The organism is Janthinobacterium lividum, from assembly GCF_011601275.1.
GTDB lineage: Bacteria > Pseudomonadota > Gammaproteobacteria > Burkholderiales > Burkholderiaceae_D > Janthinobacterium > Janthinobacterium lividum_E.
In genome coordinates this window covers 25,083-41,501 of the sequence record NZ_JAAOLY010000031.1, presented here as the reverse complement: position 1 = coordinate 41,501, position 16,419 = coordinate 25,083, and the positions used below count along the sequence as shown (strand labels likewise).

Below are 16,419 nucleotides of genomic sequence, written 5' to 3'. Positions count from 1 at the left end.
TGCGTGGACAGCATGTTCATCTCCTGGTGACAGGTAGTTCAGAGTTGAATAACAGGGTGCGCAGGACGGCGGGCAGGGAAGAGGCGGCGCGCGTCCAGGCAGGTAAAGCTCAATTCGCTGACGACTTGCTGTGTGATGAAATAACTTCCCAGCAACTTGATTACTGGTTTCAGTATGCCAACAACCGTATACAATTAATATCAGCAGTGGCTGAATATGGCAGTAGGAGCTGTGGTGGGGTGATGTAGGATTGTTCCTACTCGCTGGCGCGCGTGGACAGGCTCAGGTCTTGAAGGGGGATAGCAGGCGGTGCGCTACGGCATACTGGACCATTTCCGACAGCGAACTCATGCCCATTTTTTGCATGATGCGCGTCTTGTGCGTACTCACCGTCTTGACGCTCAGGTGCAGGTTGTTGGCGATTTCCGTGATCGACTTGCCCGCCACCAGCAGGGAAAAGACTTCGAATTCGCGGTCCGACAACTGTTTGTGCAGCAAGCTTTCATTCGGCATCATGATGTTGAGCACGAGCTGCTCCGCCACCTCGGCGCTGATGTAGGGACGTCCCGACGCCACCTTGTGGATGGCGCCCACGAGCTGGGTGCCCGCGCTTTCCTTGGTCAGATAGCCTTGCGCGCCGGCGCGGATCGCGCGCACCGCATATTGTTCTTCCTCGTGCATGGTGAGGATCAGGATGGCCAGCTTGGGCGCCTCGCTGCGGATTTGCCGGATCAGGTCGACGCCGCTGCGGCCCGGCATCGACAGGTCGAGCAGCAACAGGTCGAAGCCGCCCTGGCGCACGTGGTTGATGACTTCAAAGCCGTCGATGGCTTCACCCACGATATCGATGTCCGGCGCGCCGTCAAGGATGCGCTTCAATCCTTCTCGCATGATGGTGTGGTCGTCGGCAATCACAATACGTATCATAGGCGGGCAATCTGGAGGCGTGAAATCTGCTATGTCCGTCACCGGACAATCAAATGTTGAGAAGCGAGAAACGTTGTCATTTTAACTGAAGCGGCCGAGAATTTGCCTTTTTCTTAATGTGCCGGCCACAGCGGCCCCTGTGGCCATGTGACCCCTTATTCCGCCAGGGGTTCCTTGATCAGCCTATGCACGAGCACGGGCAATTTCGAGTGCGACAGCACTTTATTGGTCACGCTGCCCAGCAACAATTGCCCCCAGCCGCTGCGGCCATGCGAGCCCATGAAAACCAGATCGCAATGCTGCAATTGCGCTACTTCCACGATTTTCAGGGCCGGGCTGTCGGAAAACGCCGTCAGGCCCGTTGCTTCCAGGCCCCGCTTGGCGGCCGCGTCGAGGATGGGCTGCCAGTGGTCGGCGCCCGCCTTGCGCATGGCGATGCGGTATTCTTCCTCGCTGGGATAGCTTGGCGGAATGATCTCGATGTACACCGGGTACTGGTATTCGGGCGCCACGTACACGGCAAGGATGTCGGCGTGCATCTGTTCGGCAAAGGCAACGCCGGCACAGGCTGTCAGGTTGGAGACGGTGGAGCCGTCCGTGGCGATCAGAATTTTCTTATACATGGCAGGTCCTTTGGCGGTGACTGAGCGCGCGCAACGCCTCTTATTGTAGACGCGGCGGCAGCATTGTATTCATGTAAAGACTTGATAATTATCAATACAACTGCACCTTCAGTATAGACAACATTGGCAGAAAGATCGTGTTTAGCTGCAATGACGTCCGACGAGTCCATACCGCACTGTTGCGCAGGCGCCCGGAAGCAGGATTTCTTGTACGGCGCGTGGTCTTGCACGCACGCCAATGGTAGTATTTCAAAATACAACAGCAGGAACACTTATTTCCTGGTGGAAAAGCTCTTGTGGGCCAGCTTTGCACCAGGAAGCGCGTTTTGAGATTTACCAACAGGGCGGCGCCCTGCTACACTCGCACCATCGCAGCGGTATTGCCTCAAATCATCTTAATCGAGAAATTGTGGGTATCAGTCTGTAAAACGCACAGTTCAGGCGGAATTTTGACAAATTATGGAGAAGCAGGGATATGACCAACGCCGCTGATGATTTCGACGCATTATTCGATGAAGTATCTGCGCAAAGTGCGGCCGCGGCTCAGCCCGCACCTGCCGCCGCGCCCGCTCCCGCCGTGATCGCGGATGACGATTTCGACGCGCTGTTCGACTCCGTGTCGGCCAGCGCCGCCGTGCCTGCCGCTGCTGCGGCGCCGGTGGCCGCCGCGCCAACCGAGCCGGAAGCGGCCCCCGCAGCCAGCGCGGACGCGTCTGGCGAGGCGGCCGATCCCGTCGACCAGTCCGACAAGCCGATGTTCGAGCGCCTGGGCGGCATCGTGCGCCTGCTGCACGATTCGCTGCGCGAACTTGGCTACGACAAGGCGTTGACGGAAGCGTCGTCGCAGATCGTCGACGCCCAGGACCGCCTGGAATATGTCGCCACCCTGACCGAACAGGCCGCGAACAAGGTTTTGAACACGCTTGACGAAGGCATGCCGGCGCAAGATGTGCTGTCGAAGAAGGCCAAGGACATGGACAGCCGTTGGACGGCCCTGTTCGATGGCAAGCTGAGCCTGGAAGAATTCAAGGCCCTGGCCGGCGACTCGCGCCAGTTCGCGCAAGCCGTTGCCGAAGCAACGGAAGCGGAAAAAGCGCGCTTGCTGGAAATCATGATGGCGCAGGACTTCCAGGACATCACGGGCCAGCTGATCAAAAAAGTGGTCAACATCACCAAGACGGTGGAAAACGAACTGGCCCAGCTGCTGCGCGACAACGCGCCGGCCGAAGTGCGCGAGAAACTGGCGCAAAAGCCGGTGCCGCTGATGCAGGGCCCGTCCGTGCCGTCGGTGGCGCTGGACCAGGATAATGTCGACGACCTTCTTGCGGATTTGGGATTCTAATGGACGATATGCTCAAGGATTTCGTCGTTGAGGCGATGGATCTTGCGGTTAATGTTGAAGAGCACTTGTTGCGCCTCGAGCGCGATCCTGACAACAAGGAAACACTGAATGCCGTGTTTCGTTCCTTCCACACCATCAAGGGCGGCGCCGGTTTCATGGGCTTGCCCGCGCTGGTGGCGGCCTGCCATCTGACGGAAAACCTGTTCGACGCCTTGCGCACGGGCGCCGCGCCCGTCACCCCGATCGCCATCGAGGCGGCGCTGCAAGCATCCGGTTTCGTGGCTGACCAGCTGACGGAACTGGCGAATGGCGCCGCACCGGAAAGCTTGCCGGCCATGCCCGAAGAGCTGGAACACATCCTGACGAACGCCATCGAAGGCAAGGGCATGGACGCGCCTGCGCCTGCCTCCGCCGTGGTGGCGGAAGTGGCCGCGCCCGTTGCCCAGGTCGCCGAAGTTGTTGTGGCAGCGCCCGCCGCTGCCGCCGTGTCCACCGCCAGCGCCGATGGCCTGGACTGGGAAGCCATGTACAACGCCGTCGTGCCGGCCGGTAGCCGTGTTGCTGCCGCACCGGTGTCCGCCGTTGCCGCTGCGCCTGCCGCCGTGGCCGCCGCACCTGCTGCACCTGCCGCTGCCGCCGCCAAACCGGCCGCCAAGGCCTGGGATGGCGCCGAACGACGCGAAGAGCGTCCGGAAGTGCGCCATGCCGCGCCTGTCAAGGAAGACAGCATCCGCGTCGACGCCGTCAAGCTCGACGCGCTGCTGGAAGTGGCCGGTGAATCCGTGCAGGCCGCCAACCAGGCTGCCGTGCTGCTCGAGCGCTTGCTGCAATTCAAATTCGAAGGCCAGGCCGCCACCTTGATGGCGACCTTGGCGGAAACCCTGGAACGCGCTTCGCGTTACTCGACGGAATTGCAGCGGGCCACCCTGGCTACGCGCATGCAGCCCGTCGGCCGCCTGTTCCAGAAATTCCCGCGCCTGGTGCGCGAACTGGCGAAAGACCTGGGCAAGGATGTCGAACTGACCATCGAAGGCGCCGAGACGGAAGTCGACCGCGTCGTCGTGGACAGCCTGTACGATCCGCTCGTGCATATGCTGCGCAACTCGCTCGACCATGGCGTCGAATCGCCGGAAGCGCGCCTGGCCGCCGGCAAGCCCGCCAAATCGTATATTTCACTCAAGGCATGGCAGGAAGCCAACAGCGTCATGATCGTGCTGCAGGATGACGGCAAGGGCATGGACCCCGTCTTCCTGCGCAGCAAGGCCCAGCAAAAGGGCTTGATCAGCGAAAACGCGCAACTGAGCAACGACGAATGCTTCCAGCTGGTGTTCCTGCCGGGCTTCTCGACCAAGGAAGTCGCCTCCAGCGTTTCCGGGCGCGGCGTGGGCATGGACGTGGTGAAGACGGCCGTGGAGAAAAACCGCGGCGCCATCCACATCGAATCCATGCTGGGCAAGGGCACCAAGTTCGCCATCCGCCTGCCGATCGAACTGTCGATCGTGCCGACCATGCTCGTGTCGACCTCGGGCGCAGCGCTGGCGCTGCCGATGGCGGTGGTGCAGCGCGTCGTCGAATTGCCGGAAACCTTCATGGAAGTGGGCGGCGCGCCCGTGCTGAAAGACCAGGGCCGTCCATTGCCCGTGCGTTCGCTGGCCGGCGCCCTGGGCTACGAATCGTGCAGCGAGCGCGTCGGCATCGTGGTCGCTGCGCCACAGCCGTACATTCTCGCCGTGGAAGCCGTCGATGGCACGGCCGACCTCGTGATCAAGCCGATGACGGCCATCACCGTGGAAGGCATCACGGGCACGGCCCGCTCGGCCGAAGGCGAGCTGGTGCTGGTCGTGGGTCTGTCGTTCCTGATGGACGGGTGTAGAGGCAGTGTACGATTAGCAGCGTGACGTAAGGATCGCTTTAGTCATTGGAAAGCCCGCGAGATATTGCGGGCTTTTTTTATGGCGCCAGCGGTGTCAAATATTGTCCGGGCGTAACGTACCGCCTTCCAGCCAGCGCTGCACGCGCAGCACTTCTTCAGCGCGGCCCGCCTCGTCCTTCGGTGGCGGCAAATAGATGTCGGGCATGATGCCGCCGAGATCCACCTGCATCTGCGGCAGGCGGGCCGAGCGCGAGGTGGCGTATTGCAGGTGGCGCTGGCCCGACGGCAGGATGTGCAGGCGCATGTTCGAATAGTCGAGCGCGCCATAGCTGTTGCGGCCGATCAGCTTGACGTGAAAACTTTGCCGCGCCGCCAGCAGGAATTCTTCGCAGGAACTGGCGCAGTCGCGGTCGACCAGTACGGCCACGCGCGCCGGTCGGCGCGGCTCCGGCGTGTCCACACGCGTATAGCTGATGGTGCCGCCGCTTTGCTGCGGCACGTACTGGCCCGGCTTGACGCTGCGCATCTGCGCCACGGCCTGGCTTGCAAAGGCCGCGCAGGCCTGGTCGCCGGGCGCCAGCAATGCGCAGACTTTTTCCTGGCCGTCGATATTGGCTGGAGTGGACAGCCATTCGGCGCCCATCGTGACTATTTCATCCGAACTGATCCAGGACAGCAGGGGCGCATACGTGCTGTCGCTGCCGCCACCGTTGCGGCGCACGTCGAGGATCCAGTTGGGGCGCGCCGACAGCGCCGCGCGGTGCGTGTCGAGCAGGCTGGCCATGGCGGCGCGGTAACTGCCGTGAAAGCTGGGCAAGGTCAGGAGCACGGTCGAGTCCGACAATATCTGCAGCGCCGGCGCCTTCGAGGGTGCTGCCGGTCCTGACGCGGCGGGGCGCGCCGGCGCCGGTTTGGCGATATCGAGCGCGCTGCCCGGTTTTACGTGCAGGTGGCCCTTGCGCCACGTACGCGCATAGTTTTCCAGAATCGCATCGCAGGCCTGGCCATCGACTGCGCCGGCCGCCGACGTGGCAGCCGTGGCCAGCGCCAGGTCGAAATACGCCTGTCCCTTTTGTTCCAGGTGCTGGCGCGCGCCCGTGTCGTTTTCCAGCAGGAAGGGCGCAATCGCGCGCAAGTCCTGCGCGCAGGTTTCTCCTGGCGTGGCTGTCACCGCATGGGCGCCGGCCAAGGGCAGCGCGGCCAGGGTCAGGGCGGCCAGCGCCAACAAGTTCAGTTTCATCGAAGTCCCCAGGTGGTGGCGCGTGTGCGCCGGTCATTATTGTCGAAACACAATACACGAAAGATTGAGGAAAAAACATGCATTTCTGCCGCCGCCGTCAGTCCTTCGGCAAGCTGTGCACGGATGGGCTTGTGATGCCGCTGGCAAGCCGATATCGGCAATTTCCAGCTCATATCCAACAATGTGGCCAAACTTTGTATCGCCAATCCCACGCTTTTGCCTGTTTCGGTTCTGTGTCCCGCAATATATGGCATAATCCTTGTGGATCACCGTATGACCTGGTATCACTTGATCACTTACTACAGGCTGTGGCAACGCTGCATAAATCATGATGAAGACGCTTTACGACAAACTTTGGGAATCCCACGTTGTTCGGGCCGAAGATGATGGCACGACAATTCTGTACATCGACCGGCACCTGCTGCACGAAGTCACCAGCCCGCAAGCCTTCGACGGCCTCAGCGTGGCGGGCCGCCAGCCGTGGCGCATTTCCGCCAACCTGGCCGTGGCCGACCATAACGTGCCCACCACCAGCCGCGTGGACGGCATTGCCGATCCGGTCTCGCGCCTGCAGGTGGAAACCCTGGACAAGAACGCCAAGCACTACGGCTTGACCTACTTCAACATGAACGACAAGCGCCAGGGCATCGTGCACGTGATCGGCCCCGAGCAGGGCGCGACCCTGCCCGGCATGACGGTCGTCTGCGGCGATTCGCACACGTCCACGCATGGCGCCTTCGGCGCGCTGGCGCACGGCATCGGCACGTCCGAAGTGGAGCACGTGCTGGCCACGCAGACCTTGCTGCAAAAGAAATCCAAATCCATGCTGGTGCAAGTCGACGGCGCGCTGCCGGCCGGCGTGACGGCAAAAGATATCGTGCTGGCCATCATCGGCAAGATCGGCACGGCCGGCGGCACGGGCTACTGTATCGAATTTGGCGGCTCGGCCATCCGCGCGCTGTCGATGGAAGGGCGCATGACGGTGTGCAACATGGCCATCGAGGCGGGCGCGCGCGCCGGCATCATCGGCGTCGACGACACCACCATCAATTACGTCAAGGGCCGTCCGTTTTCACCGGCCGGTCCGCACTGGGAACGTGCCGTGGCCTACTGGCGCACCCTGCATTCGGACCCGGGCGCGCGTTTCGACCTGGTCGTCACGCTCAACGCGCAAGAGATCGAGCCGCAAGTGACGTGGGGCACGTCGCCGGAAATGGTCATCGGCATCGATGGCCGCGTGCCGGACCCGGACAACGAGAAAGACAGCGTCAAGCGCGACGCCATCGAAAAGGCCCTCGTCTACATGGCCCTGAAACCGAATACGCCGATCACCGACGTGCGCATCGACAAGGTCTTCATCGGTTCCTGCACCAATTCGCGCATCGAGGATTTGCGCGCGGCGGCCGCCGTGGTGCGCGGCAAGTACCGGGCATCGAACGTGACCCTGGCGCTGGTGGTGCCAGGTTCCGGTCTCGTCAAGGACCAGGCGGAACGCGAAGGCCTCGACCGCATCTTCAAGGATGCCGGCTTCGAGTGGCGCGAGCCGGGCTGTTCCATGTGCCTGGCCATGAATGCGGACCGCCTGGAGCCGGGCGAACGCTGCGCTTCGACCTCGAACCGCAACTTCGAAGGCCGGCAAGGGCAGGGCGGCCGTACCCACCTGGTGTCGCCTGCGATGGCGGCGGCGGCGGGCATTGCCGGCCACTTTGTCGACGTGCGGGGATTGCGATGACGGCAGGGACTGGCGCCGCTGGCGTACACTAGCGGCCTCAGTCCCATCTTTCTTATCGAGAACTCATCATGAAAAAACTCTTCGCCCTCCTCATCGCCACCGTCATCCTGTCTGGCTGCAACACTGTCTCCGGCATCGGCCGCGACGTGCAGAAAGTCGGCCAGGTTGTCACTGGCGCCGGCGGAAAATAAACCGTGACGTGCGGGCGCCCAGCGCCGCGCGTCTTACCGAGTAGAAACAGCATGGATAAATTTACGATTTACGAAGGCCTGGTGGCCCCGCTGGACCGCGCCAACGTCGACACCGACGCGATTATCCCGAAGCAATTCCTGAAATCGATCCACCGCAGCGGTTTCGGCCCCAACCTGTTCGACGAATGGCGCTACCTCGACCATGGCGAACCGGGCCAGGACAACAGCCGCCGCCCGCTGAACCCGGAGTTTGTGCTCAACGAACCGCGCTATCAGGGCGCTTCGATCTTGCTGACACGCAAGAACTTCGGCTGCGGTTCCTCGCGCGAACACGCGCCGTGGGCACTGGATCAATATGGCTTTCGCGCCATCATCGCGCCATCGTTTGCCGACATCTTCTTCAACAACTGCTACAAGAACGGCTTGCTGCCCATCGTGCTGTCGGAAAGCCAGGTCGAGCACTTGTTCAATGAAGTCAAGGCGTTCCCCGGCTACAAGCTGGTGGTGGACCTGGAACAGCAGTGCGTGCGCACCAGCAATGGTTCCGTTTCCTACCCGTTCGAGATCGATGCCTTCCGCAAATACTGCCTGATGAATGGCCTCGACGATATCGGCCTGACCCTGCGCCACGCCGACGACATCCGCGCCTTCGAAGAACGCCACCTGTATAGCCAACCGTGGCTGGCCAACGTTATCTAAAGATCACTCCATGAAAATTGCAATCTTACCCGGCGACGGGATCGGTCCTGAAATCGTCGCGCAAGCCGTCAAGGTCTTGAATGTGCTGGGCGAATCGTTCGAGCTGGAAACGGCGCCCGTGGGCGGCGCCGGCTACGCGGCCCATGGCCACCCTTTGCCGGAAGCCACCCTGGCGCTGGCGAAAGCGGCCGATGCCGTGCTGTTCGGCGCCGTGGGCGACTACAAGTATGACAACCTGGAGCGCCAGTTCCGCCCGGAACAGGCGATTCTGGGCTTGCGCAAGAACCTGGGCCTGTTCGCCAACCTGCGTCCGGCCATTTTGTACCCGGAACTGGCGGGCGCCTCGACCCTGAAGCCGGAAGTGGTGTCCGGCCTGGACATTTTGATCATCCGCGAATTGACGGGCGACATTTATTTCGGCCAGCCCCGCGGCGTGCGCGAGTGCCCGGACGGTCCGTTCAAGGGCCAGCGCGAAGGCTTCGACACCATGCGCTATGCGGAAGGCGAAATCCGCCGCATCGCCCATGTGGCTTTCCAGGCTGCGCAAAAGCGCGACAAGCGCCTGACCAGCGTGGACAAGGCGAATGTGCTGGAAACCTTCCAGTTCTGGAAAGACATCGTCACCGACGTGCACAAGGAATACCCGGACGTGGCGCTCGACCACATGTACGTCGATAACGCGGCCATGCAACTGGTGCGGGCGCCGAAGAAATTCGACGTCATGGTGACCGGCAACATGTTCGGCGACATCTTGTCGGACGCGGCCGCCATGCTGACGGGCTCGATCGGCATGCTGCCGTCAGCCTCGCTGGACGCCAACAACAAGGGCTTGTACGAGCCATCGCACGGTTCGGCGCCCGATATCGCGGGCAAGGGCATCGCCAATCCGCTGGCGACGATCTTGTCGGCCGCCATGATGCTGCGCTATTCGCTGAATCGCGAAGAGCAGGCAAACCGCATCGAAGGCGCCGTCAAGCAAGTGCTGGCGCAGGGCTTGCGCACGGCCGACATTCACGAAGCGGGCATGATTTTGGTCGGTACCGAGGCCATGGGTGATGCAGTTGTAAAAGCACTGGGATAAAATAGTCTAATGACGGCAGTCGCCGTCTCATCTTGAGGAATGGTAATGAAATTAGTTGGCTTGGTAGGTTGGCGCGGTATGGTCGGTTCGGTCCTGATGCAACGCATGCAGGAAGAGGGCGATTTCGCCCACATCGAACCGGTGTTTTTCACCACTTCGAACACGGGCGGCTCGGCGCCGGCCATGGCGAAGAATGAAACCATCCTCAAGGATGCCAACAACATCGCCGAACTGTCCAAGTGCGACATCATTATTTCCTGCCAGGGCGGCGACTACACGAGCGCTGTCTTCCCGCAGCTGCGCGCCAGCGGCTGGAATGGCTACTGGATCGATGCGGCCTCGACCTTGCGCATGGAAAAAGACGCCGTCATCGTGCTCGACCCCGTCAACCTGCACGTCATCAAGGATGCGCTGGGCAAGGGCGTCAAAAACTACATCGGCGGCAATTGCACCGTGTCCTGCATGATGATGGGCCTGGGCGGCCTGTTCCAGCACGATTTGATCGACTGGATGACGTCGATGACCTACCAGGCGGCATCGGGCGGCGGCGCGCAGCATATGCGCGAACTGCTGACGCAATTTGGCACCATCAACGGTTCCGTCAAGGCGCTGCTGGACAATCCTGCCTCCGCCATCCTGGAAATCGACCGCCAGGTGCTGGCCACCCAGCACGGCTATTCCCCGGATGAAATCAAGCAATTCGGCGCGCCGCTGGCCGGTAACCTGATCCCGTGGATCGACAAGGACCTGGGCAACGGCCAGTCGAAGGAAGAGTGGAAGGCGGGCGCGGAAACGAACAAGATCCTCGGCCGCGGCATCGACTTCGGTACCAAGGAAATTCCTGTCGACGGCCTGTGCGTGCGCATCGGTGCCATGCGCTGCCATTCGCAAGCCTTGACCATCAAGCTGAAAAAAGACGTGCCGCTCGATGAAATCAACGACATCATTGCCAGCAACAACGAATGGGTGAAATTCGTGCCGAACACGCGCGAAGCGTCCGTGCGCGACCTGTCGCCGGCGGCCGTGACCGGCAGCCTGACGATTCCCGTCGGCCGCGTGCGCAAGATGAGCATGGGCGGCGAATACCTGTCCGCCTTCACCGTGGGCGACCAGTTGCTGTGGGGCGCGGCCGAGCCGCTGCGCCGCATGCTGCGTATTTTGCTCGACGCGTAATCGCCACAAATTGCTGATCAAGATCAAGCCGGGGCTGTTTCCCCGGCTTTTTTTTCGCCCCAAGCCCGTCAAGGCTCAACCATGCGGAGCTTGCATAGCTCTGGGCATGATGATATGTTGATACCTCTGGAAAAGTAACAGTTTTCCCATGTCAACTAAGATGCCGCCAACTATGCCTGTACACACTCGTCCCCGGGTCGCCTCCCTTGCCATTAAAACACTCAGCAGCGCTGTCGCCTGTGCGGTGTTATTGTCACCGGCGGCATCCGCAGCCGAGCTGGGCAAGATTACGGTGCTGTCCGCCGCCGGCCAGCCGCTGCGCGCCGAGGTCGAATTGTCGGCCATCAAGCCAGGCGAAGCCGCCAGCCTGCTGGCCAAGCTGGCGCCGCCGGACGCCTACCGTCAGGCCAACGTGGAATTCAATCCCGCGTTGAACGCGCTGACGTTTGCCGTGGAAAACCGCAATGGCAAGCCTTTCATCCGCATCAGCTCGGCGCAGCCGGTGGCCGAGCCGATGGTCGATCTGTTGCTGGAGCTGAGCAGCAAGAGCGGACGCCAGGTGCGCGAATATGCGTTCGTGCTCGATACGCCGGAAGCGCGCCAGACGCGCGGCGCGCAAGTGACGGCGCCGGCCGAGCCGGGCAAAGGCAAGGCGGCGTCCGAAGCTGCCCCAGCCGGGGCGAAGAAGCCGGCCGGGGAGTACAAGGTCAGGACGGGCGATACCCTGAGCCGTATCGCCAGCGAACTGAAGCCTTCTGGCGTATCGCTCGACATGATGCTCGTGGCCCTGTACCGCGCCAATCCCGACGCCTTCAAGGGCGAGAACATGAACCGCATGCAGGCCGGGCGCATCCTGGCCGTGCCGGGCGCGGACGCCGTGCGCGCCACCGGTGCGGCTGAAGCGAAGGGCATCGTGACGGCGCACGCCATCGATTTCGAAGCCTACCGCAACAAGCTGGCGGGCCAGGTGTCGCAAAGCAAGCCGGCCAAGGCGGCCGAAGCGACGCAAAGCACGGCCGGCAAGGTCGGCGCGACCAAGGTGCAGGAAAAGCCGACGGCCGTGAGCGAATCGCAAGACAAGCTGAAACTGTCGAAGGCGGAACCGGCGGCCAAGTCGGCCGGCAAGAGCGCTGTGGCCAGCGAGGAAGACAAGATCGCCAAGGCGAAGCAGGTCGATGAAGCGGCTGCCCGCGTCAAGGAGCTGGAAAAGAACGTCAGCGACCTGGAAAAATTGATGGCGGTCAAGAGCAAGGCCATGGCAGACAAGAGCGCACCGGCGCCCGCCAAGCCGGCCGAAGCAGCCGCCAGCGCACCGGTTGTTGCCAGCGTGCCAGCCGAAGCGCAGCCGCCCGTTCCAAAAGCGAAACCGGTGCCGCTGGTGAAAAAACCATCGCCGCTGGAACCGACCATCACCGACAAGATTAACGACCACCTGGGCGCCATCGGCATCGGCATCGCTGCGCTGCTGGCCGCCGTGGCTGCGCTGGTGATCGCGCGCCGCCGCAAGGATGCGCCGCCTGCGCGTGAAGACGTACCGCCCGTGTTCGAGCCGGAGCCGCCCGTCGCGCCGCCGTCCGGCCTGGCGCCGGAAGACCAGCAGTCCGAAGCGAGCAATCACCTGTTCGGCACGGGCGCCGCCGCTGCCGGCGTGGCCGCGGCAGCGGGCGCCAGCATGCTCGATGCGAATGAAACGGACCCGGTCGCCGAAGCGGACGTGTATATCGCCTACGGCCGCGATGGCCAGGCGGAAGATATCCTCAAGGAAGCCTTGCGTATCCACCCGGAACGCCATGCGGCTCGCCTGAAGCTGCTGGAAATCTATTCGGCCCGCAACGACGTGCGCGCGTTTGAAGACCAGGCCAGCGAGCTGTACAGCCTGACGCGGGGCCAGGGCGAGGAGTGGCCGCAAGCGGCCGCGCTGGGTCTGGCGCTCGACCCCACCAATCCCCTGTATGGCGATACGGAAGACGACGCCGTCGTCAGCCTGAGCAAGGCTGCCGGCAACGACGTGCATGGCCAGAGCATGGATTTGCCTGACGAGCCAGCCGCGCCGCTGGCCGACCTGGCGCCGGCCGAGCCCGTGTCTTCCGTGACGGCCCGCGATGCGCGCGAGCCACTTGACTTTGACCTCGACAGCCTCGATTTCGAGCCTGTTTCTACCACCGACCCGATCGTCATGCCGGGACCGGACAGCAAGCCCGTCTCCGCCGCGCAGGATGCGCAGTATGACGCAAGCATGGATTTCGGCCTGGACCTGGAGCCGCCAGCCGGCCCCGTCAATGGCGTGGGCGCCGGCTTGACGCCGTTGCCTGATCCGTTGAAGGATATCGACCTGGCCCATTTCGACCTCGACGAGCCCGTGGCGCCAGCTAGCGCGCCGGTGACTGCGGCCGAGCCTTCCCTCGACAGCCTGTTCGACGATGCGCAAACGCCAGCCACCTTGCCGGAAGCCATACCGCCGGCACAGGAGTTCGACCTGTCCGGCATCGACCTGGACCTCAACGATGGCAAGACGGCCAGCGCGGGCGTGGACGATCCGCTGTCGGCCATCCACATGGAAATGGATACCAAGCTGGACTTGGCGATCGCGTACCAGGAAATTGGCGACAAGGAAGGCGCGCGCGAACTGATCGATGAGGTCATCAAGGGCGGCAGCGAAGAGCAGGTTGCGAAAGCCAATACCATGCGCGCGCTGTTGAGCTAGCAGTGCCCGCCGGTGCGGCAGGCTGCCGCGCCGGTATAATGCTTCGATGCAAAATATTACGACAGCAACGCCATTGAAGCGTATCGTCCTCGGCCTGCAGTACGACGGCACGGCCTGGCACGGATACCAGAAACAGGAAGACGGGCAAACGGTGCAGGACCAGCTGGAAAACGCGCTGGAACAGTTTGCCCGCGTGCGCTTGGCCACCACCTGCGCCGGCCGCACGGATACGGGTGTGCATGCGCTCGAGCAAGTCGTGCATTTCGATACGGAACTGAACCGCGACGTGCACTCATGGGTGCGCGGCGTCAACGCCTTCCTGCCGAAATCCATCGCCGTGCGCTGGGCCAGGGAACTGGAAGGCGACCCGACGGTCAATGACTTCTTCCACGCCCGCTTCAGCGCCCGCGCGCGCACCTATCATTATGTGTTATACAACAACGCGACCCGTTCGCCGCTGGTGGAGGGACGCGCCGGTTTCTTTTTCCGTCCGCTGGACGTGGAACTGATGCGCCAGGCCGTGCAGCCGCTGCTGGGATGGCACGATTTCACGGCCTTCCGCGCTGCGCAGTGCCAGGCCAAGTCGCCCGTCAAGCTCATGCATGACATCCGCATCGAGCGGCGCGGCGATTGCGTCATTTTTACGATTACGGCCAATGCCTTCCTGCACCACATGGTGCGCAACCTCGTCGGTTCGCTCGTCTACATCGGCACGGGGCGCGAAAAGCCGGACTGGCTCGGCCATCTGCTGGAAAGCAAGGACCGCCACGCGGCCGCGCCCACCTTCATGCCGGACGGCCTGTACCTGGCGCAGATCGATTACGATCCGAAATGGGAACTGCCGCAAGACAGCAGCAGCGCCTTGCCCTGGTTCTGACGTTTTACTTCAAGGAAAAGCCATGCCACGCACACGCATCAAGATCTGCGGCCTGACCCGCGCCGAAGATATCCAGGCTGTCGTGGCGGCGGGCGCCGACGCCATCGGTTTCGTGTTTTATCCGAAAAGCCCCCGCTACGTGACGCCTGAACAGGCCGCCAGCCTGATCGCGGCCATGCCGCCGTACGTGACGACGGTGGGCCTGTTCGTCAACGCCACGCTGGACGAGGTGCGGGCAACGAAAGCCGTGGCGCCCTTGTCGCTGCTGCAATTTCATGGCGACGAGACGCCCGAACACAGCGCCGCGCTGGCCGCAGCGGTGAATACGCCGTTTACGCAAGTGTTCCGCGTCAAACCCGACACCAGCTTTGAAGATTTGCTAGAATACGAACAGCGCTATCGCGCCGCCAGTCCCTTGTTTGCCAGCCTCTTGCTGGACACCTATGTGGATGCCTATGGCGGTGCAGGAAAGGTATTTGATTGGTCCCTCATTCCAGAAGAACTCGCGCCTCGGGTCGTTTTAAGTGGTGGCTTGAGCGTACAAAACGCGACTGACGCAGTGGTGCGCGTGCGCCCTTACGCGGTCGACATCAGCAGTGGTGTCGAAGCGTCCAAGGGTATCAAGGACGCATCCCGTGTCCGCGCCTTTATCGCCGCGGTGCAGGATGCCGATGCCATCATTGCCAGAGGAAACAACCATGAATGACCACACTACCGCGCCCGGCGCAGCCGCCGCATTGTTCCACGCTACCGATTATCCGTTTCCCGACCTGCGCGGCCACTTCGGCCCGTACGGCGGCTCCTTCGTTGCCGAAACGCTCACGCATGCGCTGGCCGAGCTGAAAGACGCCTACGCCCGCTACAGCGTCGACCCGGAATTCCTCGAAGAATTCCGCTACGAACTGAAACATTTTGTCGGCCGTCCGTCGCCGATCTACCACGCCAAGCGCTGGTCCGAGCTGGCCGGCGGCGCGCAAATCTATTTCAAGCGCGAAGACTTGAACCACACGGGTGCGCACAAGATCAACAACGTGATCGGCCAGGCATTGCTGGCCAAGCGCATGGGCAAGCCGCGCATCATCGCCGAGACGGGCGCGGGACAGCACGGCGTGGCCACGGCCACCATCTGCGCCCGCTTCGGCCTCGAATGCGTGGTCTACATGGGCAGCGAAGACGTCAAGCGCCAGGCGCAGAACGTGTACCGCATGAAATTGCTGGGCGCGACCGTCGTGCCTGTCGAGTCCGGTTCCAAGACCCTCAAGGATGCGCTGAACGAAGCCATGCGCGACTGGGTCACCAACATTGAAAACACCTTTTATATCATCGGCACCGTGGCAGGCCCGCACCCGTATCCGATGATGGTGCGCGACTTCCAGTCCGTGATCGGCGAGGAATGCCTGGTGCAAATGCCGGAAATGACGGGCCGCCAGCCCGACTACGTGCTGGCCTGCATCGGCGGCGGCTCGAATGCCATGGGCATCTTTTACCCGTATATCGACCAGAAAGAGGTAAAACTGATCGGCGTGGAAGCGGCCGGCGAAGGCCTGGACACGGGCAAGCACTCGGCCTCGCTGACGGCCGGTTTCCCGGGCGTGCTGCACGGTAACCGCACCTATCTGTTGCAAGATGAAAATGGCCAGATCATCGAGACGCATTCCGTCTCGGCCGGCCTCGATTACCCGGGCGTGGGACCGGAACACGCGTGGCTGAAAGACTCGGGCCGCGCGCAATACGTGTCGATCACGGATGACGAGGCCTTGCAGGCTTTTCACGACTGCTGTCATATCGAAGGCATCATCCCGGCCCTGGAATCGTCGCACGCGTTGGCCTACGCGGCCAAGCTGGCGGCCACCTTGCCGAAAGACCAGATCGTGCTGGCCAACCTGTCGGGCCGTGGCGACAAGGACATGCATACAGTGGCGGAGCGCATGGGACTCAACTTTAGCTGATCGTTAGC

15 protein-coding genes are annotated in these 16,419 nt (G+C 62.4%); 12 read left to right on the top strand and 3 right to left on the bottom strand.

The window, feature by feature from the left end; translation table 11 throughout:
- Positions 1–248, top strand: a 248-nt coding sequence (locus GYK42_RS29140; protein WP_205711582.1) for a hypothetical protein, incomplete at its 5' end; no start/stop codon positions are given.
- Between the two features lie 34 nt (positions 249–282).
- Here the strand turns inward: GYK42_RS29140 and GYK42_RS27605 are convergent.
- Complete coding sequence (locus GYK42_RS27605; RefSeq protein ID WP_166450094.1) at positions 283–927, bottom strand: response regulator; 645 nt, start codon at positions 925–927, stop codon at positions 283–285.
- A gap of 155 nt (positions 928–1,082) precedes the next feature.
- Entirely contained in the window at positions 1,083–1,550 is a 468-nt protein-coding gene (locus GYK42_RS27600; RefSeq protein WP_166450093.1) for a universal stress protein, read from the bottom strand.
- A 475-nt stretch (positions 1,551–2,025) separates the two neighbouring features.
- On the opposite strand from GYK42_RS27600, the gene GYK42_RS27595 reads away from it, so the two are divergent.
- Together GYK42_RS27595 and GYK42_RS27590 are read left to right on the top strand one after the other, a co-directional pair.
- Positions 2,026–2,892 carry a protein phosphatase CheZ gene (locus GYK42_RS27595; protein ID WP_058049063.1) on the top strand — a complete coding sequence of 289 codons (867 nt, stop codon included), beginning with the start codon at positions 2,026–2,028 and terminating at the stop codon, positions 2,890–2,892.
- Complete coding sequence (locus tag GYK42_RS27590; RefSeq protein ID WP_166450092.1) at positions 2,892–4,790, top strand: chemotaxis protein CheA; 1,899 nt, start codon at positions 2,892–2,894, stop codon at positions 4,788–4,790. The genes GYK42_RS27595 and GYK42_RS27590 overlap by 1 nt, the downstream gene beginning before the upstream one ends.
- A 69-nt stretch (positions 4,791–4,859) precedes the next feature.
- On the opposite strand, the gene GYK42_RS27585 is transcribed toward GYK42_RS27590, so the two are convergent.
- A complete protein-coding gene (locus tag GYK42_RS27585) occupies positions 4,860–6,005 on the bottom strand; it encodes a S41 family peptidase (RefSeq protein ID WP_166450091.1) in 1,146 nt (381 codons plus the stop codon).
- Positions 6,006–6,333: 328 nt separating this feature from the next.
- On the opposite strand from GYK42_RS27585, the gene leuC reads away from it, so the two are divergent.
- The 9 genes from leuC (at position 6,334) to trpB (ending at position 16,411) form a co-directional block, all read left to right on the top strand.
- The gene (gene leuC, locus GYK42_RS27580) at positions 6,334–7,737 is read left to right on the top strand and encodes a 3-isopropylmalate dehydratase large subunit (RefSeq protein WP_058049066.1); all 1,404 of its coding nucleotides are present in this window, start codon (positions 6,334–6,336) and stop codon (positions 7,735–7,737) included.
- Positions 7,738–7,805: 68 nt separating this feature from the next.
- Entirely contained in the window at positions 7,806–7,928 is a 123-nt protein-coding gene (locus GYK42_RS27575) for a lipoprotein (protein WP_010400408.1), read from the top strand.
- Positions 7,929–7,979: 51 nt separating this feature from the next.
- The gene (gene leuD / locus GYK42_RS27570; protein ID WP_166450090.1) at positions 7,980–8,627 is read left to right on the top strand and encodes a 3-isopropylmalate dehydratase small subunit; all 648 of its coding nucleotides are present in this window, start codon (positions 7,980–7,982) and stop codon (positions 8,625–8,627) included.
- Positions 8,628–8,637: 10 nt separating this feature from the next.
- The gene (leuB, locus tag GYK42_RS27565) at positions 8,638–9,708 is read left to right on the top strand and encodes a 3-isopropylmalate dehydrogenase (protein ID WP_166450089.1); all 1,071 of its coding nucleotides are present in this window, start codon (positions 8,638–8,640) and stop codon (positions 9,706–9,708) included.
- A gap of 45 nt (positions 9,709–9,753) precedes the next feature.
- Positions 9,754–10,881: an aspartate-semialdehyde dehydrogenase gene (gene asd, locus GYK42_RS27560; RefSeq protein WP_082127896.1), complete on the top strand. Its 1,128-nt coding sequence runs from the start codon at positions 9,754–9,756 to the stop codon at positions 10,879–10,881.
- Between the two features lie 244 nt (positions 10,882–11,125).
- Positions 11,126–13,585 carry a FimV/HubP family polar landmark protein gene (locus tag GYK42_RS27555; protein WP_346768172.1) on the top strand — a complete coding sequence of 820 codons (2,460 nt, stop codon included), beginning with the start codon at positions 11,126–11,128 and terminating at the stop codon, positions 13,583–13,585.
- A 46-nt stretch (positions 13,586–13,631) separates the two neighbouring features.
- Positions 13,632–14,462, top strand: a complete 831-nt coding sequence (gene truA / locus GYK42_RS27550; protein WP_185982128.1) for a tRNA pseudouridine(38-40) synthase TruA — start codon at positions 13,632–13,634, stop codon at positions 14,460–14,462.
- Positions 14,463–14,484: 22 nt separating this feature from the next.
- Positions 14,485–15,168: a phosphoribosylanthranilate isomerase gene (locus GYK42_RS27545; RefSeq protein ID WP_046685794.1), complete on the top strand. Its 684-nt coding sequence runs from the start codon at positions 14,485–14,487 to the stop codon at positions 15,166–15,168.
- Positions 15,161–16,411, top strand: coding sequence for a tryptophan synthase subunit beta (gene trpB / locus GYK42_RS27540; protein WP_138829015.1), 1,251 nt, complete (start codon positions 15,161–15,163; stop codon positions 16,409–16,411). Before GYK42_RS27545 ends, trpB begins: the two co-directional genes overlap by 8 nt.
- The last annotated feature ends 8 nt before the right edge of the window (positions 16,412–16,419 follow it).